This is a genomic window from Janthinobacterium sp. P210006 (assembly GCF_036231885.1).
Lineage (GTDB): Bacteria > Pseudomonadota > Gammaproteobacteria > Burkholderiales > Burkholderiaceae_D > Janthinobacterium > Janthinobacterium violaceinigrum.
The window spans coordinates 265,951-289,341 of the sequence record NZ_JAZARD010000001.1; the positions used below are offsets into that span (position 1 = coordinate 265,951).

A 23,391-nucleotide genomic window follows, 5' to 3' on the forward strand; every position below is an offset into this window, starting at 1 on the left:
TTTCTTTCCATGTGTGCCGCCGCTGCCCGGGCGTGCCGCTGGCATGGCGCTTGCACCATGTACGGCGTGAGCAATGCACAATGGGAGAAGACGATGCGCGCGCAAAGCGGATTTACCCTGATAGAACTGATGATCGTGGTGGCCATTGCCGGCATCCTGGCGGCCGTGGCCATTCCCCAGTACGGCGACTATACGATGCGGGCCAAGGTCAGCAATGTGCTGGCCGCCGCCGCGCCGCTGAAGACGGCCGTGGCCCTGTGCGTGCAGGAAAACGGAGGCGAGGCGACTGCCTGCAGCACGCCCACCCAGGCCGTGCCAAGTTCCATTCCCGTCTTCAGTGCCACGCGCGAAGTGGCGGGCGCCACTGTGGACAAGGGCAATATCGTACTGACCCTCGCTGCCGACCTGGGCACGGGGATCGGCGGACAAAGCGTGACGATGACCATGAAGCCGGGCACCAGCAGTCTGAGCTGGTTCAACAGCACCACCGTGACGAATCCGGCGGCAAAGGAAGCGATTACCAAAAACAATATTCCCGACGTGACCCCGACCCAGTAAGCGGGGTTTGCCAGCAGGGCATTACACGATTTTTTGCCGGTCCGCGATCAGCGCTTCATAGGTGAGGTTTTGCAGCAGGGTGTAGTGGGTCGGTTCCAGGTCGATGAATTGCACGCCATACGTATAGATTTCAGCCACCTGGGCGGCATGGCCATTCGACGGCTTGCCTACGCTGACGTTCTGGATGCGCGCGCGCGTGTTGACGCGCATCTGATGCTTGTTCGGCTGCACAAGCAAGGTAAAGCTCAGTGCCACGCCCTCGTCATCCGGCGTGAGCATGCTGGGCGCTTCGATCAGCGCGCCCGAGACGCTGAGGTTGACGATAAACACGGGCACGGGCGCCACGTCGCGATAGCTGAGCTGCGCGGGGATTTCCACTTTCACGCGCATGGCCGTGCGCAGGCTGGTGCCCTGGATGGCGTCGGGAAAACTCAGGTGGACATAATTGAGCGGGCGGCCAAAGATGCGCAGCACGCTGCAGGAAAATGAACAAACGGTGACGCCGGAAAATACGCGGATGGTCAGCTTGTCGCCTTCGTTGAGCACGATGGCGGCGCCATTCTCCATGGGAATCTTGACGATCAGGTACTCGTCTTTGACGTAGCCGATCAGGGTCGAAAAGTGCTGGATGGGTTTGATGGTGCGATGCGTGATGAACTGGATGCGTCCTCCCACCTGCAGATTCATCGCCTCGAATTCGAAGTCCTGGAGCTTGGTTTCCGCGGCGGGCTTGTTACTAGTCATGCGATGCTCATCTTGATATGGTCGACTCGCAGTATGCATGATTTCTTGATGAAAAAGCATTTATATCAATGAAATTCATATTGGCATCAAAAAATGCCCTGCGCACGTGCTGATGCAGTATTCAGGCTTTACAATTGCGTCAATATTGACGAATGTAAATTTTATGTCACGCAGCTACTTCTGGACCATGTTGTTGTTGATCCTGCATCAAATCGACGCTGCCTACTGGAAAGAGTGGGAGATGTTTCATGTGCCGGGCGGCGTGCAGGGTTTTCTGCTCTTTAACCTGGCGGCGGTTGCCCTGGTACTGGCCGGTTACCGGCACGTGCTGCTGGCCACTCCGCGGGCGACACTGTATGCGGCAGTGTGCGCCGCGCTGGGCGTGGGAACGTGCCTGATTCACGCCGGCTTTGCGCTGGCGGGGCAGGAACAGTTCCACCTGCCCCTGTCCGTGGCCATCATCGTGCTGTGCCTGGGCTGCGCCGCATGGTTGCTGTGTGACTTGCGCCGCGTCCAGGGCCAACTGGCGCGCCAGCCGGCATAGTTACACTTCGGCGTGCCAATCGCCGGATTTGCCGCCATGCTTTTCCAGCACGCGCACGTTGGTCATGACCATGCCCCGGTCGACAGCCTTGCACATGTCGTAGATCGTCAGCAAACCGACCTGCACGGACGTCAGTGCTTCCATTTCCACGCCCGTCTTGCCCGTGGTGTCGACCTGGGCGCGGCAGTGCACGCTGTTGGCCGCGGCGTCCACTTCGAAGTCGACGGTGACGCGCGTGAGGGCCAGCGGGTGGCACAGGGGAATCAGGTCGCTGGTGCGCTTGGCGCCCATGATGGCGGCGATGCGGGCGATGCCCAGCACGTCGCCTTTCTTGGTGTTGCCGGAAATAATCAATGCCAGGGTGGCCGGCTGCATGCGGATGGTGCCGGCGGCCACGGCGCTGCGGCGCGTGTCTTCCTTGCTGCCCACGTCGACCATATGGGCCTGGCCCGTGGCGTCGAAATGGGTCAGTTCCCCGGCGGGGGCTTGCTTGTCTGCTGTTGTCATGGCGTCAAAATAGATGAGAAGTGGGGGCGCGGCGCGCCGTGCCACCGCGTCATGCCGCTGGCATGGCGCATGCTTGTTGCGTGGGAATGGGCGCCGCGAACAAGGTATGATAGCACCCGTGAATTCAAAAACTACCCTTCCGACCGTACTTGAAAACGCCCGTGCGGCATTGCTGCGCAGCCCTTGGCGCGTGTCCGTGCTCGCGGCCCTCTGCCTGGCTGCGCCATGCGCGCCGGCGCAAACCTATACGTCCGCGCCGGTGGCGCCAGCTGCCGGCGCGGCGGCCAAGCCGGCCGGCAACTGGACGCCGCTGGCCGTGCCGCCAGCGCCGAACCTGCCCAACCTGGGCGATACCTCGCGCGAAGACCTGTCGCCGGCAATGGAGCGCAAGATCGGCGAGGAAATCATGCGGGGCATCCGCGGCGACCGCGACTACCTCGACGACGCGCCCCTGCTCGAATACCTGAATACCTTCGGCAACGCCCTCGTGGCGGCGCGCCCCAGCGTGCGCGGCGAAACGAATTACGATTACTTTTTCTTTGCCGTGCGCGACCCGCAACTGAACGCGTTTGCCTTGCCCGGCGGCTTCATCGGCGTCCACTCGGCCCTGGTGCTGGCGGCGCAAACGGAGGCGGAACTGGCTTCCGTGCTGTCGCACGAGATCGGCCACGTGGCGCAGCGCCATATCGCGCGCATGCTGGGCCAGCAGCGCCAAGATGCCCTGATGCCGCTGGCGGCCATGCTGCTGGCGGCGCTGGCTTCACGCGCGGGCGGCGACGTGGCCCTGGGCGTGTTTGCCGCCGGCCAGGGCCTGGCCATCCAGCGCCAGCTCAATTTCGGCCGCGATGCCGAACGCGAGGCGGACCGCATCGGTTTCCAGATCATGGGCGAGGCCGGTTTCGATACCACCGGCATGGTGGCCTTCTTCGGCCGCATGCAGGCGGCCAGCCGTTCGTACAGCGACCTGATGCCCGCCTATCTGCAGACGCACCCGCTGACGACGGAACGTATCGCCGACATCCAGGCGCGCATCCGCGAGCAGCCGTACAAGCAGCGCCCGGACAGCCTGAGTTTCCACCTGGCGCGCGCCCGCGCCCGCGTGCTGCAGGATGAGAGCATGCAAGGCTTGTTGAATGCCAAGGCCGTGTTCAAGACGCAGCTGGAACAGCAAAGCCGCTTCCAGGTGACGGCCGCCCATTACGGCTTGTCTTTCGTTGCCGTCAAGCAGGGCAAGCCCGCCGAGGCGCAAAAGGAACTCGATGCGGCCAATGCCGCCCTGCACCAGCCTGCCGGACCGAATGTGTTTACCTCGGGCGGCACGCAGGGCCCCAATTCGCTGCTGGCGGCGATGGGGCTGGAAGTGTTGTTGATGCCGGCGCAAAAGAAGGAAGTGGCGCAGCAGGCGCTGAAGGCGGCCGATGCGGCGCGCCAGCAATTTCCCCTGTCGCGCGGCATTGCCCACCAGTATGCGGAAGCGCTGATGGCTGCCGGCAAACTGGAGCAATCGACCTTGTACCTGCGCGACCAGGTGCAGCTGTACAAGGAAGAGCCGGAACTGTATGACTTGCTGGCGAAAGCCTATGCGGACCAGGGCAAGATGACCTTGCAGCACATGGCGCTGGCCGAATCCTACGTGCTGCAGGGCGCCACCATGGCCGCGCTGGACCAGCTGACGATTGCCCGCAAGTCGACGGACGCGACTTTCTATGACCAGGCCGTGATCGATGCGCGCGAGCGGGAATTGCAGGAAAAACGCCGCGAACAGCTCAAGGACCAGAAGGGCTAGCCCTTCTCCGCTTGCGGCGCGCGCCGGAAGCCGAAGGTGGGCGCCACGGCATCGTAGCTCAGGGGCTGCACGGCAATTTCCTTGCCGTTATGCAATAACACCAAGTGTCCCTGGCCATTTTCCAGCCAGGCCAGCAGCGCGTCGTCGCTCAGGGCCTGGCCGTCCAGGCGCAACGCAGGCAGCACTTGCGCCATGTCGCGGTCGTCGACTTGCGCGACGATGTCGCCCTGGCGCAAGATCAGCGCGCCGTTGTCACACAAATACGCTTGCGCGATCTGTTCCAGCGGCGCGCCCGTCTGCAGCACGAAGCCGTGCTGCGGGTCGCTGCGCGCGATGTACGGCGTCGCTTCCAGGTTCAGGTACACGCGTTGCGGGCCATTCTGGAAAAACCAGCAGCCCCGCTCGTCATGGTCGTAATTGCGGTTGATAAAGTTCAGCAGGGCCACGTGGGCGATCTTGTCGCCAGGCAGTTGTTGCTGCTGCGCATGCTGGTCGCGCATGCGCCAGTTGCCGCGCGCGTCCAGGCCCAGCCAGCCGTAGCAGTGGGGCACGTTCGGCCATTTGGCCAGGGCCTGTTTGACGAGTTCATCCATGTGTAGCGTTTTCCGTGTGAGTGCGCGCATCGCCAGCGTGACAGCTTTGCGGCGCCGGTGGCGCCGTGCTGCCGCCTTCAAAAAAATGAATCAGGCGCTGCGGCAGCCAGCGCGTGCTTCCCGGCAACTTGCCCGCGGCAAAGCCGACGTGGCCGCCGTGGCGCGGATACTCGAGCGTGACCCTGGGCGCTGCGGTGCGGGGCAGGAAGCGTCCGGGCAGGAAAGGATCATTTTGCGCATTCAGCACCAGGGTGGGCACGGTGATGTCCGGCAAGACGTGCTTGGCGCTGGCGCGGTGCCAGTAATCGTCGGCGTCGCGGTAGCCGTGCAGGGGCGCCGTGACGACATTGTCGAAGGCGTGCAAGTCGCGCGCGGCCAGCATGGCGTCGCGTGCGAACAGGCCGGGAAACTGTTCCAGCTTGGCCAGGCATTTGGGTTTCAAGGTGTTCAGGAACATGCGCGTATAGAGCCGGTTGGCGCCGCAAGACAGGGCCTTGCCCCCTTGCGCCAGGTCCAGCGGGGCCGACACGGCCGCGGCCGCATCGATGAAATCGGCCTGGTGCTGCGACTGGCCCAGCCAGCACAGCAGGGCGTTGCCGCCCAGCGAGACGCCGGCCGCGTAAAACTTGCCTGTCGCGCGCGGGCGCAGGCGCTGCACGATCCAGTCCACTTCCTGTGCATCGCCTGAATGGTAGAAGCGGGGCGCCAGGTTGGCTTCGCCCGAGCAGCCGCGAAAATGCGGCACGGCGCCCGACCAGCCGCGCGCGGCCACCTCGGCCATCAGGGCGCGCGCGTAGTGGCTGTTGGACGAGCCTTCCAGGCCGTGGAACAGCACCACGAAGGGCTGGCCCGGCTGGCCGTCGACCAGGTCGACGTCGACGAAATCGCCATCGGGCGCCTGCCAGCGTTCGCGGCGGAAGGCCACGGCCGGCTTGGCAAGGCACACGGCGGGATAAATCGTCTGCGCATGGCCGCCAGGCAGCCAGAGCGGGGCGGTGTAGGAAAGAGATAAAGCCATCAGTGCAGGATCTGCGCTCCCGTGGCGTCGGCCGGCGCGCCACCGGGGGCGATGGAGGCGTGGTGCAGCACGATGCGCCAGCCGCGCGGCGTTTTCACATACACGTTCGTGGCCAGCAGGTGGGCGGGAGCGCCATCTTCATTGGTGACGCCTTCGATCACCGTGTGTACCGAACTCATCAAATTGTGCGTTTCATGCAGCTGGGCCGGCACGATATGCAGGCCGCCGCCCGCCAAGATGGTTTCCCACGAGGCGCGGATGGCGGCATGGCCGATCAGGCGGGCGCCGCCCGGGTGGATGCAGACGATCTCTTCATCGTCGGCCCAGAGCGCCATCAGCGCTTCGAGGTCGGCGCGGTGCAAGGCATCGTAGAAGGCCGCCTCGATTTCCGCGGCGCTGCCATTGAGTTCTTTCAGACGTTTCATGACGACTCCGGCTTGAGCGGTACAGCTAGCTGTGTAAATGAAAACGGCGCGCTGGAGGCGCGCCGCTGGGCAGTTTAATGATGGCCGGCGCTGGCGCCTTCCTTCAGGGTGTAGGCCGTGCCGCAGTACGGGCACTTGGCGATACCGTCCTTGTTGAATTCCAGGAAGACACGCGGATGCGACGACCACAGCGGCATGGCCGGGTTAGGGCAGTGGGCTGGCAGGTCTTTACTGTCGAGTTCGACCGCTGGCTGGGTGGTTTTTGTCATCTTGTCATGCTCCGTGAGGCTGTATGGAAGGAAGTCGGCTGCTGCCAAAAGCACGATTTTAACGGATTCAGGCAGACAGCAAAAATCATGGCTAAAATGGCGGCTCGACCCTCTTCGGCTGCGGCGCGTTTTTTTGCGAAAATATGGCGCCTGCAGCGCCACACTGACTGGATTTGCCTTGCCGGTACCGCCGTTGTCGCCCTTCTCGCCACGCACCATTGTTGTGCAGTTACCACACTCAGCCAGCCGGAGCGCCGCATGAACGCCATCGCGGCCGCCCGCGATGATGTCCTGCTGAAAGACGCCTGGCGCGCAGGATTGAAACTGGGCGCGCCCAGCCTGCTGGGCATCGCCGCCTGGGGCATGGTGGTGGGCGTGGCCATGGTGAAAAGCGGCCTGACGGTGGCGCAGGCAGGGGCGATGACCCTGTTTGTCTTTGCCGGTTCGGCCCAGCTCGCTTCCCTGCCCCTGCTGGCGGCGCATGCGCCCGTGTGGGTGATCTTTGCCACGGCCCTCGTCGTAAATTTGCGTTTTGTCATCTTTTCCGTGCTGCTGGCCCCCCATTTTACCCATCTGCCGTGGCGCCAGCGCTTTGCGCTCGGTTATGTGTCCGGCGATATCACGGTGGGCCTGTTCCTGCAGCGCTATCCCCATGAAACGCCGGACCCCGCCAAGCTGCCCTTCCTCAAGGGCCTGATCTACCCCAACTGGATGGCCTGGCAAATCGGCTCCTTCATCGGCATCGTGCTGGGCGCCGTCGTGCCGGCCGAATGGGGACTGGGTTTTGCCGGCACCCTGGCGATCCTGTGCGTGACCGTGCCCCTGATCCTCAGCCGCGCGGCCCTGTGCGGCGTGCTGGTGGCGGGTATGGTGGCCGTGCTGGCCTATGGCTTGCCATACAAGCTGGGCTTGCTGGTGGCCGTGCTGGTGGGCATGGTCAGCGCCATGGCCGTGGAAGAATTGACAGAAAAATGGACAAAACGCCATGTTTGACGGTATCGACTGGGGCAGGACCGACGTATGGATCGCCATCGCCGTGCTGACGGTGGCCACGGCCGCCACGCGCAGCACGTTCTGGCTGATCGGCCATCACATCACCATTCCGCGCCGCGTGGGCGAGATGCTGCGCTATGCGCCGGCGTGCGCGCTGGCGGCCATCATCGCGCCCGACATGCTGATGGAGGGGCAGCAGGTGCACTTCGAATTATCTAATTTGAAACTCTTGTCGGGTATTGCCGCCACGATCTTTTTTGTGATCCGGCGCAATATGCTGCAAACCATCGTGTTTGGCATGCTGGTTTTCACGGGCTTGCGACTGTTGCACGTTTTTCAGTAAAGCAGGACAAATCGGCGATTTGCTCTGGTCATTGCGGTAAAATAGCGCACTTCCTTCCACTCGTCATCTGGATCGCCATGTCAGCTGTTCTCAACTTCATCCGTCTGCAAGATTTGATCGCCCAAAATGCACTGCAAGGCAAGCGCGTATTTATCCGCGCCGACCTGAACGTCCCGCAAGATGACAGTGGCAAGATTACCGAAGACACGCGCATCCGCGCCTCGGTGCCGGCCATCCGCGCCGCCCTCGACGCTGGCGCTGCCGTCATGGTGACGTCGCACCTGGGCCGTCCGACGGAAGGCGAATTCAAGCCGGCCGACAGCCTGGCGCCCGTGGCGGCACGCCTGTCCGAGCTGCTGGGCCAGGAAGTGGCACTGAAACAAAACTGGATCGATGGCGCCGGCCTGGACAATCTGGCTGCCGGCCAGGTCGTCCTGCTGGAAAACGTGCGCGTGAACAAGGGCGAAAAGAAAAACAGCGATGAGCTGGCGCAAAAAATGGCCAAATTGTGCGATATCTACGTCAATGACGCGTTTGGCACGGCCCACCGCGCCGAAGCGTCCACGCACGGCATCGCCAAGTTTGCCCCCGTCGCCTGCGCCGGCCCGCTGCTGGCCGCCGAACTGGACGCGCTGGGCAAGGCCTTGCACGCGCCGGCCCGTCCATTGCTGGCCATCGTTGCTGGTTCGAAAGTATCGAGCAAGCTGACCATCTTGAAAGCCCTGTCCGACAAGGTCGATAACCTGATCGTCGGCGGCGGCATCGCCAACACCTTCATGAAAGCCGTTGGCTTGAACGTGGGCAAGTCGCTGGTGGAAGCGGAACTCGTCGAGGAAGCAAAAGCCATCATCGAGATCATGGCCAAGCGCGGCGCGCAAGTGCCGATTCCTGTCGATGTCGTGTGCGCCAAGGAGTTTTCGCCCACGGCCGCCGCCACCGTCAAGGACGTGGCCGATGTGGCGGACGACGACATGATCCTCGATATCGGCCCGAAAACGGCTGCCCTGCTGGCGCAGCAGATCGCCGCCGCCGGCACCATCGTGTGGAACGGCCCCGTGGGCGTGTTCGAATTCGACCAGTTCGGCAACGGCACCAAGACCCTGGCGCTGGCCATTGCTGAATCGAAAGCCTTTTCGATTGCCGGCGGTGGCGACACGCTGGCGGCGATTGCCAAGTACGACATTACCGAACAAATCAGCTATATCTCGACGGGCGGCGGCGCTTTCCTGGAGTTCCTGGAAGGCAAGACTTTGCCCGCCGTGGAAATTCTCATGCAACGTGCTGGCTGATACAGCCTGATTGTAGTGCAATACCAAGCGCAGCCTGACCGCTGCGCTTTTACCTTGCCGGATGCCTGATCAACCGGCCTTGCTCACCTTCGCTCGCGCACAAGGATTCCTATGCCACGTGGTACAAAAATCGTAGCAACAATCGGCCCCGCCTCCACTGACTTCGATATCCTGGTCAAGATGATACGGGCGGGCGTCGACGTGGTGCGTTTGAATTTTTCCCACGGCAAGGCGCAAGACCATATCGACCGCGCGGCGCTGGTACGCCTGGCTGCGCTCGAGTGCGGCCGCGAAGTGGCCATCATGGCCGACATGCAGGGGCCGAAGATTCGCGTCGGCAAGTTTGAAAATTCCCGCATCCAGCTCGAGGCGGGCGACAAGTTCATCCTCGACGCCAAGTGGGGCGAGAACGGCGAACTGGGCAACCAGGAAAGAGTCGGCCTCGACTACAAGGCCTTGCCGCGCGACCTGCACAAGCATGACGTGCTGCTGCTCAACGATGGCCTCATCGTGCTGATCGTCGAGCGCATCCACGGCAGCGAAATCCACACCACCGTGAAAATCGGCGGCGAGTTGTCGAACAACAAGGGCATCAACCGCCAGGGCGGCGGCTTGTCCGCGCCGGCGCTGACGGCCAAGGATATGGAAGATATCAAGACGGCCATGAGTTTCCAGGCCGACTATCTGGCGATTTCCTTCCCGAAATGCGCGACCGACATGGAAATGGCGCGCCAGCTGGCCAATATCGCGGGCGAACCGTACCACCACAAGCCGATGATGATCGCCAAGATCGAGCGCGCGGAAGCCATTCCTGCCCTGCAGGAAATCCTCGACGCGTCCGACGGCATCATGGTGGCGCGCGGCGACCTGGCGGTTGAAGTGGGCAATGCGGCCGTGCCGGCCCTGCAGAAGCGCATGATCAAGATGGCGCGCGCGTCAAATAAACTGGCGATCACGGCCACGCAGATGATGGAATCGATGATCGTCCACGCCGTGCCGACCCGCGCCGAAGTATCGGACGTGGCCAATGCCGTGCTGGACGGCACGGACGCCGTCATGACCTCGGCCGAGACGGCCTCGGGCAAGTACCCGATCGAAACGGTGGAAATGATGGCCGCCATCTGCGTCGAGGCGGAACAGTCCGAATACAACAAGCTTGACGCCGACTTCCTCAACGTCACGTTTACCCGCATCGACCAGTCGATCGCCTACGGCGCCCTGTTTACGGCCCACCATTTGCGCGTAAAAGCCATCGTGGCCCTGACGGAGTCCGGCTCCACCGCTTTGTGGATGAGCCGCCACAGCATCGACACGCCGATCTACGCGCTCACGCCCAGCGTGACGACTTTGCGCAAAGCCGCGCTGTACCGCAATGTTCGGGCGTATCATCTGATGCAGAACGCCCCCAGCGCGCAAGTGCTGAAACAGGCGGAAGACTTGCTGGTGGAACAGGGCATCGTCCGGAAGGGCGACATGATCGTCGTCACCTGGGGCGAGCCCATGGGCCAGGTGGGCGGCACGAACGCCCTGAAGATTGTCAAGGTGGGCGACCTTGAATCAGTGCTGATCTGATGTAAAGAATTCAGGCGCCGGCGCGGCCATCCGCCACGAGCCGCGCAGCGCCGCAACGGTTTCTATTGTTATCTGGAGTATTACCATGTCTCTCGTATCCATGCGTCAACTGCTGGACCATGCCGCCGAAAACGGTTATGGCATTCCTGCTTTCAACGTCAATAACCTGGAGCAAGTGCAAGCCATCATGGCCGCCGCCGATGCCCTGAACTCGCCGGTGATCATGCAGGCGTCCGCTGGCGCGCGCAAGTACGCCGGTGAAGCGTTCCTGCGCCACCTGATCGACGCCGCCGTCGAAGCGTATCCGCACATTCCCGTCGTCATGCACCAGGATCACGGCCAGTCGCCGGCCGTCTGCATGGCCGCCATCCGCTCGGGTTTTACTTCCGTGATGATGGACGGTTCGCTGGAAGCGGACGGCAAGTCGGTGGCTTCCTACGAATACAACGTGGAAGTGTCGCGTGAAGTGGTGAAATTCTCGCACGCCATCGGCGTGACGGTGGAAGCGGAACTGGGCGTGCTCGGTTCGCTGGAAACCATGAAGGGCGACAAGGAAGACGGCCATGGCGCCGACGGCACCATGACCCGCGAGCAACTGTTGACGGACGTGGCGCAAGCGGCCGACTTCGTGCAGCGCACCCAGTGCGACGCCCTGGCCATCGCCATCGGCACCTCGCACGGCGCCTACAAATTCACGCGCAAGCCGACGGGCGACATTCTGGCCATCGACCGCATCAAGGAAATCCACGCGCGCATCCCGAATACCCACCTGGTGATGCACGGTTCGTCGTCGGTGCCGCAGGAATTGCTGGCCATCATCCGCGAATTCGGCGGCGACATGAAGGAAACCTATGGCGTGCCCGTCGAGGAAATCCAGGAAGGCATCCGTCACGGCGTGCGCAAGATCAACATCGACACCGACATCCGTCTGGCGATGACGGCCGCGATCCGCAAGTACCTGTTCGAGAACCCGTCGAAATTCGACCCGCGCGACTTCCTGAAGCCAGCGCGCACCGCTGCCGAGCAGATCGTGCGCGCCCGCATGCAGGCGTTCGGCTGCGAAGGCCAGGCGTCGAAAATCAAGGTCATCACGATGGAAAAAATGGCCGAGCGCTACAAGGCCGGCGAGCTGTCGCAAATTGTGAAGTAAAATTCTGTCTGGAACGGGCAGCAGGCATCCGCAGACAGCGTATCCCTGTGCCCGATTTTCTCGACCGGCGGGCACCCCCTGCCTGCCGGTTTCGTTTCATCCAACTATTCCCCCGCTATGAACAGCCTCTATCAGACTTCCATCCACTCCCTGCCATTGCTGGGCCACGGCAAGGTCCGCGACAATTACGCCGTTGGCGACGACAAGATCCTGATCGTCACCACGGACCGCCTGTCGGCCTTCGATGTCGTCATGAACGAGCCTATCCCCGGCAAGGGCAAGGTACTCAACCAGATGAGCGACTTCTGGTTCGAGAAACTGGGCCATATCGTGCCGAACCACCTGACCGGCGTGGCGCCGGAATCCGTGGTGGCGCCCGAGGAAGTGGAACAAGTGCAAGGCCGCGCCGTCGTGGCCAAGCGTCTGAAACCCATCATGGTCGAGGCGGTCGTGCGCGGCTACATCATCGGTTCGGGCTGGAAAGACTACCAGGATACGGGCAGCATCTGCGGCATCGCGCTGCCAGCGGGCCTGCAACAGGCGGAAAAACTGCCGGAACCGATCTTCACCCCGGCAGCCAAGGCCGAGTTGGGCGAGCATGACGAAAACATCAGCTTTGCTGAAATGGAAGAACGCATCGGTGCCGATCTGGCCGCCAAGATGCGCGACGTGGCCATCGCCCTGTACAAGACGGCCGCCGAATACGCGGCCACGCGCGGCATCATCATCGCCGACACCAAGTTCGAATTCGGCCTGGACGACAATGGCGTCATGCACCTGATGGATGAAGTGCTGACGGCCGACTCGTCGCGCTTCTGGCCTGCGGATTCGTACCGGCCTGGCATCTCGCCGCCGTCGTTCGACAAGCAATTCGTGCGCGACTACCTGGAAACGTTGACCTGGGGCAAGACCGCACCGGCGCCTGCGCTGCCGGCCGACGTCATTGAAAAAACCCAGGCCAAGTACTTTGAAGCCATCGAACGCCTGACGGGCGAGAAGCTGAAGGCCTGAGATGAGCGAGCACAATAAGCCGCTGGTCGGCGTCATCATGGGCTCGTCCTCGGACTGGGACGTGATGCAGAATGCAGTGGCCATCCTGAAACAGTTTGGCGTGCCCTACGAAGCGCAAGTCATCTCCGCACACCGCATGCCCGACGAGATGTATGCGTATGCAAAAAGCGCGCGCGCGCGCGGCTTGCGCGCCATCATTGCCGGCGCCGGCGGCGCCGCCCACCTGCCTGGCATGGTGGCGGCGATGACCATCGTGCCCGTGCTGGGCGTGCCCGTGCCGTCGAAATACCTGCGCGGCGAAGACTCCATGCTGTCCATCCTGCAAATGCCCAAGGGCGTGCCGGTGGCCACCTTTGCCATCGGCGAAGCGGGCGCCGCGAATGCGGCGCTGACGGCCGTGGCAATGCTTGCCGCCAACGACGATGCCCTAGCCGAAAAGCTGGAAGCCTTCCGTGCCACGCAAACGGCCGCCGCCAAGGCCATGGTCTTGCCTGACTAATGTGTTTGAAAAATAATGAATAGTAAATCGACTTCCCCATTGCTGCCTGCCGCCAACCCACCGGCGTGGCTGGGCGTGATGGGCGGCGGCCAGCTCGGCCGCATGTTTGCCCAGGCCGCCCAGAGCATGGGCTATCAGGTGGCCGTCCTGGAACCGTCGGACGCCTGCCCTGCGGGGCAGGTGGCGCAGCGCCTGGTCAATGCCGGCTACGATGATGCTGCCGGCCTGGACGCGCTGGCCGCGCAATGCCTGGCCGTCACCACGGAATTTGAAAACGTGCCGGCCGACAGCCTGTCGCGCCTGGCCAAGCACGTGTTCGTGGCGCCCGACGCCCACGGCGTATCGGTGGCGCAGGACCGCATCGCGGAAAAGCGTTTCTTTGTCGACTGCGCCCCGAAATCGGGCGTGCTGCCGGCGCCGCACATGGTCATCGCCACGCAGGACGACATCGATGCCATCGGCGACGACTTGCTGCCCGGCATACTGAAAACCGTGCGCATGGGCTATGACGGCAAGGGCCAGTTCCGCGTGCGCACGCGCGACGACGTGCGCGCCGCGTTTGCGGAAATGGGCGAGGTGACTTGCCTGCTGGAAAAAATGCTGCCGCTGGCCTATGAAGTGTCCGTGCTGACGGCGCGCGGCGTGGACGGCGAATCCGTCGTATACCCGATCGCCGAAAACGTGCACCGCGACGGCGTGCTGTTTACCACCACGGTGCCGGGCCCGAACGTGTCGGACGATTGCGCCGCCAGGGCGCAGCGGGCGGCGCAAGCCATGGTCGCCGAACTGGGCTATGTCGGCGTGCTGTGCATCGAATTCTTCGTGCTGGAAGACGGCAGCCTGGTGGTCAATGAAATGGCGCCCCGTCCGCACAACAGCGGTCACTACACGATGGATGCCTGCGTCACCAGCCAGTTCGCGCAGCAGGTGCGCGCCATGGCGCGCTTGCCGCTGGGCGATGTGCGCCAGCATTCGCCGGCCGTCATGCTCAATATCCTGGGCGACGCCTGGTTTGCCGGCGACAGCGATGTGGCCATCGAACCGGCCTGGGACCGTATCCTGGCGCTGCCGGGCGCCTGCCTGCACCTGTATGGCAAGGACGATCCGCGCCGCGGCCGCAAGATGGGCCATCTGACCTTCATCGCGGCAACGTTGCCGGAGGCGCAGCAGCGCCTGCGCGACGCGTGCCTGGTCCTGGGAATCGCGCCGTGAGCGTGCCCGCACAAGACCTGGACCAGGCCGCCATCGCGGCGGCGGCCGCCGTGCTGGAAGCGGGCGGCCTCGTCGCGTTTCCGACGGAAACGGTGTACGGCCTGGGCGCCGATGCGGAAAACCCCGCCGCCGTGGCGCGCATCTATGAAGCCAAGGGCCGGCCATCGGACCACCCCGTGATCGTGCACGTGGCGCCCGGCGCCGACCTGGCGCACTGGTCCGACGATATCCCGCCCGAAGCGCAGCAGCTGGTAGCCGCCTTCTGGCCCGGTCCGCTGACCTTGATCGTCAGGCGCGCTGCCCACATTCCCGACGCCGTGTCCGGCGGCCAGGATACGGTGGGGCTGCGCTGCCCGTCGCATCCGGTGGCTATCGCATTGCTACGCACTTTCAAGGGCGGCAAGGGCGGCCTGGCGGCGCCGTCGGCGAACAAATTCGGCAATGTCAGCCCCACCACGGCGCAGCACGTGCGCGACGAGTTCGCGGCGGAACTGGACAGCGGCTTGCTGGGCCAGGTTCTCGACGGCGGACAGAGCGACGTGGGCATCGAGTCGACCATCGTCGACCTGTCGCGCCTGGCCACGCACGGCCCCGTGCTGCTGCGTCCCGGCCATATCAGCAGCGAGCAGATTGCCGCCGTCATTGGCCGTGCACCGGCCGTGGCGGACGCGGCCGCGCCGCGCGCCTCGGGCACCCTGGAATCGCATTACGCGCCACACACGCCTGTTGCGATGCAGCACAGCGACGACGTGCGCGCCACCTTGAACCGCCTGCTCAATGACGGGCGCCGCGTGGCCCTGATCCACTACTCGGATCTGCCGCCGGCCAGCGCCAGCGTGCGCCTGGCCGCCAGCCCGGAAAACTACGCGCACGCGCTGTACGCCTCGCTGCGCACGATGGACCAGGTCGGCGCCGAGCTGATACTCGTCGAAGCGCCGCCCACCGGCCCCGCGTGGCTGGGCGTGAATGACCGTTTGCGGCGTGCCGCGTTCGGCTCAAGTGGTATCTTGCAGCAATTTCTATCCGCATAAAAAGAGCCCCGCAAGGGGCTTTTTCTTGATGCAGCGCAATAGAGATGCTTGCCACGAAATATCTTAAATCCTCCATAATTCATGCGATCGCCCTGTCGCGGCAGGGTGCCGGCAGTGTTGTTATTTCGTTGATTTTTAAAACATATTTTCTATACAAGCCTGAGGAACGATGGCATATTAGTTGGGTAGCGAATAGCACGCCCGTTCGTTTAGAAACCAGAAAAAAGACCGAGGAGACAAAATGCATCAAACAAAATTCGCGCTGGCCGTGCTGGCTGCGGCTGTCCTGGCAGGTTGCGGTGGCGCCAGCGGCGGCGATCAAGCCTTGAAAGTCAAATACACGGCGCAGGTGTCGTTCGGCGACAGCCTGTCCGATGTCGGTTCGTATGCGGTCGCCGGCGTGGCGGCGAGCGGTGGCGGCAAATTCACCATCAATGGCGACAATACCAAGATCAATCCTGAACTGACGGGCAAGAACTGGACCGAGCACCTGGCCGCGCAATTCGGCTTGCCGGCGCCATGCGCTGCCGAAACGGGCCTGGAAGGCAGCATTCCCACCCTGCAGGCCCCGCGCGTCAAGCACGCTGGCTGCTTCGGCTACGCCATGGGCGGCTCGCGCGTCACCAACCCCGTCGGCCCGAACAACAAGTTGACGGGCAGTGCGCTGGGCGCCCTGACCGTGCCCGTGGTGACGCAGATCGCGAACCACCTGGCCGTTTCCGGCGGCAAATTCAGCGGCACGGAAGCCGTCTTCGTGATGGCCGGCGGGAATGACGTCCTGTTCCTGCTGGGCGACTTGCAAGCGAAGGCCACCGCTGCTGGCCAGGCGGCTGGCGCGGCTGCCGGTGCCGATGCTGGCGCGAAAGCCTTTGCCTCCAATCTGGTTGCTGCCCTGGCAGCGCGCGCCGCCAACCCTGCCACGGCGGCGCAAGCCATCGGCGCGGCCGTGGCCGCCGCCGCTGCAGCGCCTGGCGCCACGTCAGCATCGATCGTGGGCGCTGCCGTGACCGCTGCCGCCACCGCCGGCGATACGGCGGTCGCTTCGCCAGCCGTGTATGGCCCGCTGGTGACCAAGGCGCAAGCCGATGCGACGGTCACCGGCAACGCCGCCGGTGCCGCTGCCGGCGCCAAGGCCGGTGCCGATTACGCCGCGGCGAATGGTCCTGCACTGGTCGGTGCCATGAAACAGGCTGGCACCGAGCTGGTGGCACTGGTCAAGGACCAGATCATTGCCAAGGGCGCCAACTATGTGGTGGTCAACAACCTGCCTGACGTGGCCGGTACGCCATCGGGCCTGAGCAAGGATGCCAATACCAAGGCGCTCATCAATGCCATGGTCAGCGCCTTCAACGGAGAGCTGAGCGGAGGCTTGAACGGCAACGCGAAAGTCTTGCTGGTCGACGTGTTTGCCGTCAGCCATGACCAGGGCACCAACCCAGGCCCATATGGTTTGACCAATGTCAGCGAGACGGCGTGCGACCTGACGCCAGCGAAGAATTTCCTGGGCAGCTCGCTGGTGTGCAATGGCACGAACCTGAAAGCGGGCGACGTCAGCCACTACTCGTATGCCGACGATGTGCACCCTACGCCGTTCAACAACCTGTTGCTGGCCCGTTATGTGGCCAAGGACATGGTCGTGCGGGGCTGGCTGTAAGGGAGGGCCGCGCCAGCTGCATCCCCACGATGTGGCTGGCGCTGGCAGCGACAAGACTGGATAGCGGGGCTATCCGCACATAATGAATCAGGAGACAAGATGAAGAATCGTTTGAATACCGCTGTACGCGTGCTGGCCGCGGCCGCCGCGATGGCCATGGCGACGGGCGCTTCGGCGCAAAGCGCAGGCACCTGGATGGCCAAGGTCGGCCTCAACAAGATCACGCCGCATGTGGACAGCGGCGACATTTCCGCGCCGGCACTGCCGGGCACGAAAGCGGACGTCAAGGCGGATACCAAGCCCATCCTGACCTTTGCCTACATGATCACGGACAATATTTCCGCTGAAATGATCCTGGGCGTGCCGTACAAGCATGACCTGATCGGCGACGGATCGATCAAGGGCACGGGCAAGCTGGGGACGGCGGAAGCCTTGCCGCCGACGGCCTTCATCCAGTACCGTTTCTTCCAGCCAACGACGAAGATCCGTCCTTACGTGGGCGCGGGCCTCACGTATGCCTATTTCCAGAAGGAAAAAGGCTCGGGCCAGATGACGGCCTTGCTGGATCCGGGTGGATCGCCCGTCACCTACCGCCTGGACAACAAGCTGGCAGGCAGCCTGGTGGTCGGCAGCACCCTGGCCATCAACGAGCGCTGGTTTGCGGATGTGGCCGTGGTCAAGACGTTCCTGAAAACCAAGGCGAAGTTCTCGACGGGGCAGACGCAGGACATCAAGCTCGACCCGCTCGCCGTGAGTGTCAGCATCGGGTATAACTTTACCCTGTAATGCAAAAAAATCCGCCTCGGCGGATTTTTTTTGTCCCGTCGATCAGGCTGGCGGTGTATTGAACTTCCCATTGTGGAAGATCAAGGGCGGTTGCGCGGCAAACGCGCATTGTTCCACTTCGCCCACGAAAATGACGTGGTCGCCTTCCGGATAGCGGCTGCGGTTATGGCATTCGAACCAGGCCGATGCGCCTTTCAGGATGGGCTGGCCCGTGCGCGACAGCTCGTATTCCACGTCGTCGAACGGATTCGGGGTGCGGCGCGAAAAACGCTGCGCCAGTTCCGCCTGGTCGGCGCCCAGCACATTGATCACGTAATGCGAGTTGCCGCTGAAAATCGGCATGCTGTTGGCCACGGAACCGAGGCTCCACAGCACCAGGGGCGGCGACAGCGAAACGGAGTTGAAGGAACTGGCCGTCAAGCCGCGGAAACTGCCATCGGCCAGGCGCGTGGTAATGACCGTCACGCCGGTGGCAAACTGCGACAGTGCTTGGCGGAAATGCGTCGTATCGAATTCTTGCGCTGGCGCGCGGGGAGAGCGTGTGTTCATGGGTGACCTGTCTATTTGCTGACATTATGCCAAAAATCGGGCGCGCCAGCGCAATCGTGGCCCGCATGCCTCTATGTGCGGTGCGCCACGCGCCGTTTCAAGCGGCGCTGCAGGCCGTGGCGCTTTGCGTTACAGTGGTGAAATGACAAGTGGCAGTGGCGTTGCGGGAGGACATCATGAATCAACAGACGGAAGTGGCGGTACTGGGCGGTGGCTGTTTCTGGTGCCTGGCTGCCGTGTACGGGGAAGTGCGGGGCGTGGCGCGCGTCGAGTCCGGCTACGCGGGGGGCGGCGTGCCCGATCCCACGTATGAACAGGTGTGCGCGGGCGAGACGGGCCATGCGGAAGTGGTGCGCCTGGAGTTCGATCCCGCCGTTATCAGCTACCACGACTTGCTGGAAATCTTTTTTACGCTGCACGATCCCACCACCCTGAACCGGCAAGGCAACGATGTCGGCACGCAATACCGTTCCGTCATCTATTACCAGTCGGCCGAGCAGGAAAAGGTGGCGCGCAAGGTGCTCGCCGAGATGGCTGGCGTGTGGGATGCGCCCCTCGTCACGCAGCTGGCGCCGGCGCCCGCCTTTTACAAGGCCGAGCAATACCACCAGAATTATGTCGAGCAGCACCCCTTGCAGGGTTACTGCGCGCTGGTTGTCGCGCCCAAGGTGGAGAAATTCCGCGCCATGTATGCGGGGCGCCTGAAGTGAGCGCCCCGCGCGCCTGTCAGCTGGCGAGCACGGGCGCCGGGCTGGTGTCCTGTGCATACATGTAGTTGCGCGACCAGGGCAGGGTGGAGGAGCGCCGGCCCGCCTTCACGCAGACGATCTGGTACAGGCTGATCAAATCCTGTTCGAAGGCGTAGGCGCAGCCGGCCAGGTAGACGTGCCAGATGCGGAAACGCCGTTCGCCCGCCAGCGGGCGGATCTGCTCGGCATGGGCTTCGAAATTCTCCGTCCACAGGGCGCAGGTGCGCGCATAGTGGCGCCGCAGGTTTTCCACATCGAGCACTTCCAGCCCGCCTTGCTGCATGGTCTTGAGCACATTGCCGATGTGCGCCAGCTCGCCGTGCGGAAACACGTATTTTTCGATGAATTCGCCGCCGCCATACGGCGTTTCGCCATTGTCCGGATCCGTGGAGGTGATGCCGTGGTTCATTGCCATGCCGTCCGGCGCCAGCAGCTTGTTGATGATGCTGAAATACTCGGGCAAATGCTTGAGTCCCACGTGCTCGAACATGCCCACGCTGGTGATGCGGTCGAACTGGCCCGTCACGTCGCGGTAGTCCTGCAAACGGATGTCGATCAGGTGGGCGAGGCCGGCCGCCGCCACGCGCTCGCGCGCCAGCGCGTACTGGTTTTCCGACAGGGTCACGCCCACGCAGCGGGCGCCATATTGCTGTGCTGCACGAATGACGAGCGCGCCCCAGCCGCAGCCGATGTCGAGCAGGGTCTGGCCTGGCTGCAGCTGGATCTTCTTCAGGATGTGGTCGATCTTCTTGACCTGCGCCTGCGCCAGGGTCTCATCGCCGTGTTCAAAGTAGGCGCAGGAATACACGAGGGCGGGGTCGAGAAACTGCTCATAAAAGGCATTCGACACGTCGTAGTGGTAGCGGATGGCTTCCGCATCCTTGCTCTTGTCGTGCGTAAAGCTGCGCACGATGCGGGCCAGCTTGCCTTCCGGTTTCAAGGTATTGCGCGCCAGCGCATTGCAGATGGAAATCATGTCCATCGCCGTGCCCTTCACCTCGATATTGCCTTCCACATAGGCCGAGCCCAGATTGGCCAGCGAGGGATTGAGCAGGTAGCGGGCGGAGGCGGCTGTCGGCAGGCGGATGGTGACGCGCGGCGTTTCGCTGGACAGGTCGACATGCTGGCCGTTCCACAATTCTATGCGCAACGGCAAGGCGGTCTTGCTGCGGATGCCGGCGATCCAGGACTTGAGTTGGTTTTGTACAAACAAGATGGCCTCCAACGAAGCGGCCGCTGTTGCGGCCGCAAATTGAGAAACAATGTTATTTAGTAACTTCTACCCTCATAGCCTACACCTATATTGAACAGCTTGCTTTGCGCCGCCTTCACGGCGCGCTTACGGTTGCAAGCGCTGCATGCTCCATTGCCCGTCAGCACCGCGCGTAAACACGATGCGGTCGTGGAAGCGCGAGCGGCGGCCTTGCCAGAATTCGATGCGTTCCGGCTGCAGGCGGTAACCGCCCCAGTGGGCGGGACGGGGCGGCTGGGCGTCGCCGAGGGCGGCGGCCACGGCTTCGTAATTGCTTTCCAGCGCGGCGCGGCTGGCGATCGGTGTACTTTGCTGTGAGGCAATCGCCGACAAACGGCTTTGCAGGGGGCGCACATTGAAATACTCGTCGCTCTCGGCCGCCGTGGTTTTCACCACCGTACCCTCGATGCGCACTTGCCGCTCCAGTTCGCGCCAGAAGAACAGCAGGGCCGCGTGCGGGTTGTGCTCCAGCTGCTGGCCCTTGTCGCTGTTGTAGTTCGTGTACCAGGTGAAACCCCGTTCGTCGAACTGCTTGACCAGCACGATGCGCGAGCTGGGCTTGCCGTCGGGACTGACGGTGGACAAGTCCATCGCGTTCGGCTCCATCACCTGGGCCTTGATGGCTTCGCCGAACCATTTCTGGAACTGGGCGATGGGATCGTCCAGCACGTCGGTCTCGCTCAGGCTGGACTGTACGTAATCGGTGCGCATGGCCGCCAGCGCAGCGGCCGCGTCCGGCACTTCCGGCGCGATGCCGCGGCGGCGCTGCATGGCCGTGCCCAGCTGCTCCATCTGCTGCGCGCTGAACAGGCGCTTGGCCATGGGCGCCAGCTGGCCCTCTTCCTTGGCCATGTGGGCCTGGTAGGCGGCGACATAGTCGCGCACGCCGTCGGCGGACAGCTGCGTGCCCGTGCCGGCGGCGATGGCGTCCAGTTCCGGGCGCAGGGTCAGCCAGGCCTGGTCCATGCGCTGGTGGTCGGCCAGGATCTCCGGCACCAGGGTGGCCAGCAGGGATGCATCGTCGCCCGTGGCGGTGGCTTGCAGCATGGGCATCAGATCCTGCTCTTCATCGTCATGGTGAAGATGGGCGGCTTTATTGAAGTATTGCAACACCGCCCTGGCTGCCTGCTGCGCGTCCGCCGTGTTGCCGTGCTGTGCCAGATGGCCCAGCAGGTTTTGCAGGGTCGTCAGCTGCTTGCGGATCTTGTCGTGGCAATGCTTGAGCACGGCGATGGGCTGGTCAAAGCCGGGAACGGAGTCGAACAGGGGAGAGGTCATGGCGAGTTCTCGTAGTGAGCGGTGTGGGGGCGCGGCGACAATGTGGCTTGTCGCTGTGTCAATCCGGCTATTTTAGAATATCCGCCAGCGCAGTGTCCGTTAAAATGGCGCCATGCATACCTCCACCAATGAACTAATTTCCATGGACTTGACCGAGATCGATTTTGAACGGCGCTTCGGCGGCATTGCCCGCCTGTACGGCGCGCCCGCGCTGGCACGCTTCCGCGCTGCCCATGTGTGTGTGATCGGCGTGGGCGGCGTCGGTTCCTGGATCGTCGAAGCGCTGGCGCGCAGCGCCGTCGGCCGCCTGACCTTGATCGACCTCGACAATGTTGCGGAATCGAACATCAACCGCCAGATCCAGGCCATGAGCGACACCATCGGCAAGGCCAAGATCACGGCCCTGGCCGAACGCATCGAGTTGATCAACCCGTTTTGCCAGGTCACGCAGATCGAGGATTTCATTACCCCCGATAACCTGGAGCAATTGCTGGGCGGGCGCGATTTCGACTACCTGGTCGACGCCATCGACAATGCCAAGGCCAAGGCCGCCGTGATCGCGTATTGCCGCGCGCGCAATGTGCCCATGCTGACCATCGGCAGCGCGGGCGGGCAGACGGACCCGACCCTGATCGCCGTGCGCGACCTGTCGAAGACGGAACAGGAACCGCTGCTCAAGCGGGTACGAAAACTGTTGCGCACGGAATATGGTTTCCCCCGTGGCGTGAAAAACAAATTCAATGTCGACGCCGTGTTTTCCATGGAACCGTTGAGCACGCCCGAGAGCGCCGAGGCGTGCGCCATCGACGGCAGCGCGCCCGCCGGCGTGACGGGCCTGAACTGCGCCGGCTTCGGCTCCAGCGTGGTGGTGACGGCCAGCTTCGGCATGGTGGCGGCCGCGCATGCACTGAAAAGCTTGCGCCAGGATCAGCTTGCCGCAGCGCCAATACCCGCGCCAGTACCCGCGCCAGTGCCGGACGCCGCCTAAGCCAGTTGCCGGCTGGCCAGGATGCGGTAGTCGCCGCTGCTTTTCAGCGATTCCACCAGCACCAGTTCCCTGGCCTGCCAGGCGATGGGCGCGAAGTCCTGGCTGGCCGGCGGCGGCGCCTGGCGCGCCAAGGTCACGTGCGGCGTGAAACGGTCGTGCTCGAAGCGGGGCGCCAGCGCCTGCTGCGCCAGGGCGCGCATGCAGGCCGCGCGCAAGTCCAGCAGGGCAGGCGATGGCTGCGCCAGGGCTGCCCAGGCCAGCGCCAGCTTCGTGAAGTGGCTGGCGTGATCGAACAGCAGGGGCATGGCGCGCGCCGGCATCTGCGCCAGGATAGCGAGCAGGGCCGGCAAGTCGCTGGCCGGGCGCTGCCCCAGGAAAGCCAGGGTCAGGTGCAGTTTCTCCGGGCGCACGGGCTGGCCTTGCAATTGCGTCTGCCAGGCCGCCAGCGCCGCGCGCGTGGCGTCGTCGGGCCACAGGGCATAAAACAGGCGGGGAGTGTGTGTATCGGGCGACAAGTTTTTCATATCGTTGCGGCGGTTTGCTATTATTGGCGTTCCCTGCCGGTTCGCTGGCGCAGGGATCTCACCGAAA

General features: G+C 63.4%; 26 protein-coding genes. 16 read left to right on the top strand and 10 right to left on the bottom strand.

All coding sequences use genetic code 11. The features are described from left to right. Positions 1-93: 93 nt before the first annotated feature. Complete coding sequence (locus VPH41_RS01200) at positions 94-558, top strand: pilin (RefSeq protein WP_328568700.1); 465 nt, start codon at positions 94-96, stop codon at positions 556-558. A 21-nt stretch (positions 559-579) separates the two neighbouring features. On the opposite strand, the gene VPH41_RS01205 is transcribed toward VPH41_RS01200, so the two are convergent. Then, positions 580-1,302: a flagellar brake protein gene (locus VPH41_RS01205; protein WP_287775383.1), complete on the bottom strand. Its 723-nt coding sequence runs from the start codon at positions 1,300-1,302 to the stop codon at positions 580-582. 163 nt (positions 1,303-1,465) lie between these two features. On the opposite strand from VPH41_RS01205, the gene VPH41_RS01210 reads away from it, so the two are divergent. Continuing rightward, the gene (locus VPH41_RS01210; RefSeq protein ID WP_328568701.1) at positions 1,466-1,846 is read left to right on the top strand and encodes a DUF6713 family protein; all 381 of its coding nucleotides are present in this window, start codon (positions 1,466-1,468) and stop codon (positions 1,844-1,846) included. On the opposite strand, the gene moaC is transcribed toward VPH41_RS01210, so the two are convergent. After that, the gene (gene moaC / locus VPH41_RS01215) at positions 1,847-2,353 is read right to left on the bottom strand and encodes a cyclic pyranopterin monophosphate synthase MoaC (protein WP_328568702.1); all 507 of its coding nucleotides are present in this window, start codon (positions 2,351-2,353) and stop codon (positions 1,847-1,849) included. Between the two features lie 196 nt (positions 2,354-2,549). Between moaC and VPH41_RS01220 the strand changes: the two genes are divergently transcribed. Next, a complete protein-coding gene (locus tag VPH41_RS01220) occupies positions 2,550-4,139 on the top strand; it encodes a beta-barrel assembly-enhancing protease (protein ID WP_328568703.1) in 1,590 nt (529 codons plus the stop codon). On the opposite strand, the gene VPH41_RS01225 is transcribed toward VPH41_RS01220, so the two are convergent. The 4 genes from VPH41_RS01225 to VPH41_RS01240 all read right to left on the bottom strand — a co-directional run bounded on the left by VPH41_RS01225 (position 4,136) and on the right by VPH41_RS01240 (position 6,444). Then, on the bottom strand, positions 4,136-4,732 hold the full coding sequence (locus VPH41_RS01225; protein ID WP_328568704.1) for a DUF2946 family protein: 597 nt from the start codon (positions 4,730-4,732) through the stop codon (positions 4,136-4,138). The two genes, VPH41_RS01220 and VPH41_RS01225, sit on opposite strands and share 4 nt — an antisense overlap. Further along, positions 4,725-5,750, bottom strand: a complete 1,026-nt coding sequence (locus tag VPH41_RS01230; RefSeq protein ID WP_328568705.1) for a YheT family hydrolase — start codon at positions 5,748-5,750, stop codon at positions 4,725-4,727. The genes VPH41_RS01225 and VPH41_RS01230 overlap by 8 nt, the downstream gene beginning before the upstream one ends. Continuing rightward, a complete protein-coding gene (locus VPH41_RS01235; RefSeq protein WP_152284214.1) occupies positions 5,750-6,175 on the bottom strand; it encodes a YybH family protein in 426 nt (141 codons plus the stop codon). Before VPH41_RS01235 ends, VPH41_RS01230 begins: the two co-directional genes overlap by 1 nt. 74 nt (positions 6,176-6,249) lie before the next feature. After that, on the bottom strand, positions 6,250-6,444 hold the full coding sequence (locus VPH41_RS01240; RefSeq protein WP_034780619.1) for a zinc-finger domain-containing protein: 195 nt from the start codon (positions 6,442-6,444) through the stop codon (positions 6,250-6,252). Between the two features lie 258 nt (positions 6,445-6,702). Between VPH41_RS01240 and VPH41_RS01245 the strand changes: the two genes are divergently transcribed. From VPH41_RS01245 to VPH41_RS01295, 11 genes are all read left to right on the top strand, one after another. Then, positions 6,703-7,437, top strand: coding sequence for an AzlC family ABC transporter permease (locus VPH41_RS01245; protein ID WP_328568706.1), 735 nt, complete (start codon positions 6,703-6,705; stop codon positions 7,435-7,437). Beyond that, complete coding sequence (locus VPH41_RS01250; protein WP_152284216.1) at positions 7,430-7,780, top strand: AzlD domain-containing protein; 351 nt, start codon at positions 7,430-7,432, stop codon at positions 7,778-7,780. Before VPH41_RS01245 ends, VPH41_RS01250 begins: the two co-directional genes overlap by 8 nt. 77 nt (positions 7,781-7,857) lie before the next feature. Next, a complete protein-coding gene (locus VPH41_RS01255; RefSeq protein ID WP_328568707.1) occupies positions 7,858-9,069 on the top strand; it encodes a phosphoglycerate kinase in 1,212 nt (403 codons plus the stop codon). A 111-nt stretch (positions 9,070-9,180) separates the two neighbouring features. Next, positions 9,181-10,641 (top strand): pyruvate kinase, encoded by a 1,461-nt coding sequence (pyk, locus tag VPH41_RS01260; protein ID WP_152254955.1) that lies wholly within the window; start codon positions 9,181-9,183, stop codon positions 10,639-10,641. An 85-nt stretch (positions 10,642-10,726) separates the two neighbouring features. Further along, positions 10,727-11,791, top strand: coding sequence for a class II fructose-bisphosphate aldolase (gene fba / locus VPH41_RS01265; RefSeq protein WP_010401625.1), 1,065 nt, complete (start codon positions 10,727-10,729; stop codon positions 11,789-11,791). A 117-nt stretch (positions 11,792-11,908) separates the two neighbouring features. Next, the gene (locus tag VPH41_RS01270) at positions 11,909-12,802 is read left to right on the top strand and encodes a phosphoribosylaminoimidazolesuccinocarboxamide synthase (RefSeq protein WP_152254956.1); all 894 of its coding nucleotides are present in this window, start codon (positions 11,909-11,911) and stop codon (positions 12,800-12,802) included. A 1-nt stretch (position 12,803) separates the two neighbouring features. Then, positions 12,804-13,301, top strand: coding sequence for a 5-(carboxyamino)imidazole ribonucleotide mutase (purE, locus tag VPH41_RS01275; RefSeq protein WP_328568708.1), 498 nt, complete (start codon positions 12,804-12,806; stop codon positions 13,299-13,301). 15 nt (positions 13,302-13,316) lie between these two features. After that, the gene (locus VPH41_RS01280) at positions 13,317-14,513 is read left to right on the top strand and encodes a 5-(carboxyamino)imidazole ribonucleotide synthase (RefSeq protein ID WP_328568709.1); all 1,197 of its coding nucleotides are present in this window, start codon (positions 13,317-13,319) and stop codon (positions 14,511-14,513) included. Further along, on the top strand, positions 14,510-15,544 hold the full coding sequence (locus VPH41_RS01285; RefSeq protein WP_287775394.1) for an L-threonylcarbamoyladenylate synthase: 1,035 nt from the start codon (positions 14,510-14,512) through the stop codon (positions 15,542-15,544). The genes VPH41_RS01280 and VPH41_RS01285 overlap by 4 nt, the downstream gene beginning before the upstream one ends. A gap of 241 nt (positions 15,545-15,785) precedes the next feature. Beyond that, positions 15,786-17,198: an esterase gene (locus VPH41_RS01290; protein ID WP_328568710.1), complete on the top strand. Its 1,413-nt coding sequence runs from the start codon at positions 15,786-15,788 to the stop codon at positions 17,196-17,198. Between the two features lie 99 nt (positions 17,199-17,297). Next, positions 17,298-17,984 (top strand): OmpW/AlkL family protein, encoded by a 687-nt coding sequence (locus tag VPH41_RS01295; protein ID WP_193317593.1) that lies wholly within the window; start codon positions 17,298-17,300, stop codon positions 17,982-17,984. 42 nt (positions 17,985-18,026) lie between these two features. Here the strand turns inward: VPH41_RS01295 and VPH41_RS01300 are convergent, their stop codons facing one another. After that, positions 18,027-18,533: a flavin reductase family protein gene (locus VPH41_RS01300; RefSeq protein ID WP_034780584.1), complete on the bottom strand. Its 507-nt coding sequence runs from the start codon at positions 18,531-18,533 to the stop codon at positions 18,027-18,029. Positions 18,534-18,709: 176 nt separating this feature from the next. Here VPH41_RS01300 and msrA point away from each other — a divergent pair, with 176 nt between their 5' ends. Beyond that, entirely contained in the window at positions 18,710-19,243 is a 534-nt protein-coding gene (gene msrA, locus VPH41_RS01305; RefSeq protein WP_328568711.1) for a peptide-methionine (S)-S-oxide reductase MsrA, read from the top strand. A gap of 16 nt (positions 19,244-19,259) precedes the next feature. Here msrA and VPH41_RS01310 read toward each other — a convergent pair whose 3' ends face one another. Continuing rightward, positions 19,260-20,495, bottom strand: a complete 1,236-nt coding sequence (locus VPH41_RS01310; protein WP_328568712.1) for a cyclopropane-fatty-acyl-phospholipid synthase family protein — start codon at positions 20,493-20,495, stop codon at positions 19,260-19,262. A 126-nt stretch (positions 20,496-20,621) separates the two neighbouring features. Continuing rightward, on the bottom strand, positions 20,622-21,812 hold the full coding sequence (gene pdxH / locus VPH41_RS01315; RefSeq protein ID WP_328568713.1) for a pyridoxamine 5'-phosphate oxidase: 1,191 nt from the start codon (positions 21,810-21,812) through the stop codon (positions 20,622-20,624). Between the two features lie 112 nt (positions 21,813-21,924). On the opposite strand from pdxH, the gene VPH41_RS01320 reads away from it, so the two are divergent. Further along, positions 21,925-22,800, top strand: a complete 876-nt coding sequence (locus VPH41_RS01320) for a tRNA threonylcarbamoyladenosine dehydratase (protein WP_226941509.1) — start codon at positions 21,925-21,927, stop codon at positions 22,798-22,800. Here the strand turns inward: VPH41_RS01320 and thpR are convergent. Further along, positions 22,797-23,324: an RNA 2',3'-cyclic phosphodiesterase gene (gene thpR, locus VPH41_RS01325; protein WP_152284226.1), complete on the bottom strand. Its 528-nt coding sequence runs from the start codon at positions 23,322-23,324 to the stop codon at positions 22,797-22,799. The genes VPH41_RS01320 and thpR overlap by 4 nt on opposite strands. Positions 23,325-23,391 lie beyond the last annotated feature (67 nt).

Excerpts from the sequence above, each read along its gene's own strand:
- VPH41_RS01200 (WP_328568700.1), top strand. The coding sequence starts at position 94 with ATGCGCGCGCAAAGCGGATTTACCCTGATAGAACTGATGATCGTGGTG.
- VPH41_RS01205 (WP_287775383.1), bottom strand. The coding sequence starts at position 1,302 with ATGACTAGTAACAAGCCCGCCGCGGAAACCAAGCTCCAGGACTTCGAA.
- VPH41_RS01210 (WP_328568701.1), top strand. The coding sequence starts at position 1,466 with ATGTCACGCAGCTACTTCTGGACCATGTTGTTGTTGATCCTGCATCAA.
- moaC (WP_328568702.1), bottom strand. The coding sequence starts at position 2,353 with ATGACAACAGCAGACAAGCAAGCCCCCGCCGGGGAACTGACCCATTTC.
- VPH41_RS01225 (WP_328568704.1), bottom strand. The coding sequence starts at position 4,732 with ATGGATGAACTCGTCAAACAGGCCCTGGCCAAATGGCCGAACGTGCCC.
- VPH41_RS01230 (WP_328568705.1), bottom strand. The coding sequence starts at position 5,750 with ATGGCTTTATCTCTTTCCTACACCGCCCCGCTCTGGCTGCCTGGCGGC.
- VPH41_RS01235 (WP_152284214.1), bottom strand. The coding sequence starts at position 6,175 with ATGAAACGTCTGAAAGAACTCAATGGCAGCGCCGCGGAAATCGAGGCG.
- VPH41_RS01240 (WP_034780619.1), bottom strand. The coding sequence starts at position 6,444 with ATGACAAAAACCACCCAGCCAGCGGTCGAACTCGACAGTAAAGACCTG.
- VPH41_RS01245 (WP_328568706.1), top strand. The coding sequence starts at position 6,703 with ATGAACGCCATCGCGGCCGCCCGCGATGATGTCCTGCTGAAAGACGCC.
- VPH41_RS01250 (WP_152284216.1), top strand. The coding sequence starts at position 7,430 with ATGTTTGACGGTATCGACTGGGGCAGGACCGACGTATGGATCGCCATC.
- VPH41_RS01255 (WP_328568707.1), top strand. The coding sequence starts at position 7,858 with ATGTCAGCTGTTCTCAACTTCATCCGTCTGCAAGATTTGATCGCCCAA.
- pyk (WP_152254955.1), top strand. The coding sequence starts at position 9,181 with ATGCCACGTGGTACAAAAATCGTAGCAACAATCGGCCCCGCCTCCACT.
- fba (WP_010401625.1), top strand. The coding sequence starts at position 10,727 with ATGTCTCTCGTATCCATGCGTCAACTGCTGGACCATGCCGCCGAAAAC.
- VPH41_RS01270 (WP_152254956.1), top strand. The coding sequence starts at position 11,909 with ATGAACAGCCTCTATCAGACTTCCATCCACTCCCTGCCATTGCTGGGC.
- purE (WP_328568708.1), top strand. The coding sequence starts at position 12,804 with ATGAGCGAGCACAATAAGCCGCTGGTCGGCGTCATCATGGGCTCGTCC.
- VPH41_RS01280 (WP_328568709.1), top strand. The coding sequence starts at position 13,317 with ATGAATAGTAAATCGACTTCCCCATTGCTGCCTGCCGCCAACCCACCG.
- VPH41_RS01290 (WP_328568710.1), top strand. The coding sequence starts at position 15,786 with ATGCATCAAACAAAATTCGCGCTGGCCGTGCTGGCTGCGGCTGTCCTG.
- VPH41_RS01295 (WP_193317593.1), top strand. The coding sequence starts at position 17,298 with ATGAAGAATCGTTTGAATACCGCTGTACGCGTGCTGGCCGCGGCCGCC.
- VPH41_RS01300 (WP_034780584.1), bottom strand. The coding sequence starts at position 18,533 with ATGAACACACGCTCTCCCCGCGCGCCAGCGCAAGAATTCGATACGACG.
- msrA (WP_328568711.1), top strand. The coding sequence starts at position 18,710 with ATGAATCAACAGACGGAAGTGGCGGTACTGGGCGGTGGCTGTTTCTGG.
- pdxH (WP_328568713.1), bottom strand. The coding sequence starts at position 21,812 with ATGACCTCTCCCCTGTTCGACTCCGTTCCCGGCTTTGACCAGCCCATC.
- VPH41_RS01320 (WP_226941509.1), top strand. The coding sequence starts at position 21,925 with ATGCATACCTCCACCAATGAACTAATTTCCATGGACTTGACCGAGATC.
- thpR (WP_152284226.1), bottom strand. The coding sequence starts at position 23,324 with ATGAAAAACTTGTCGCCCGATACACACACTCCCCGCCTGTTTTATGCC.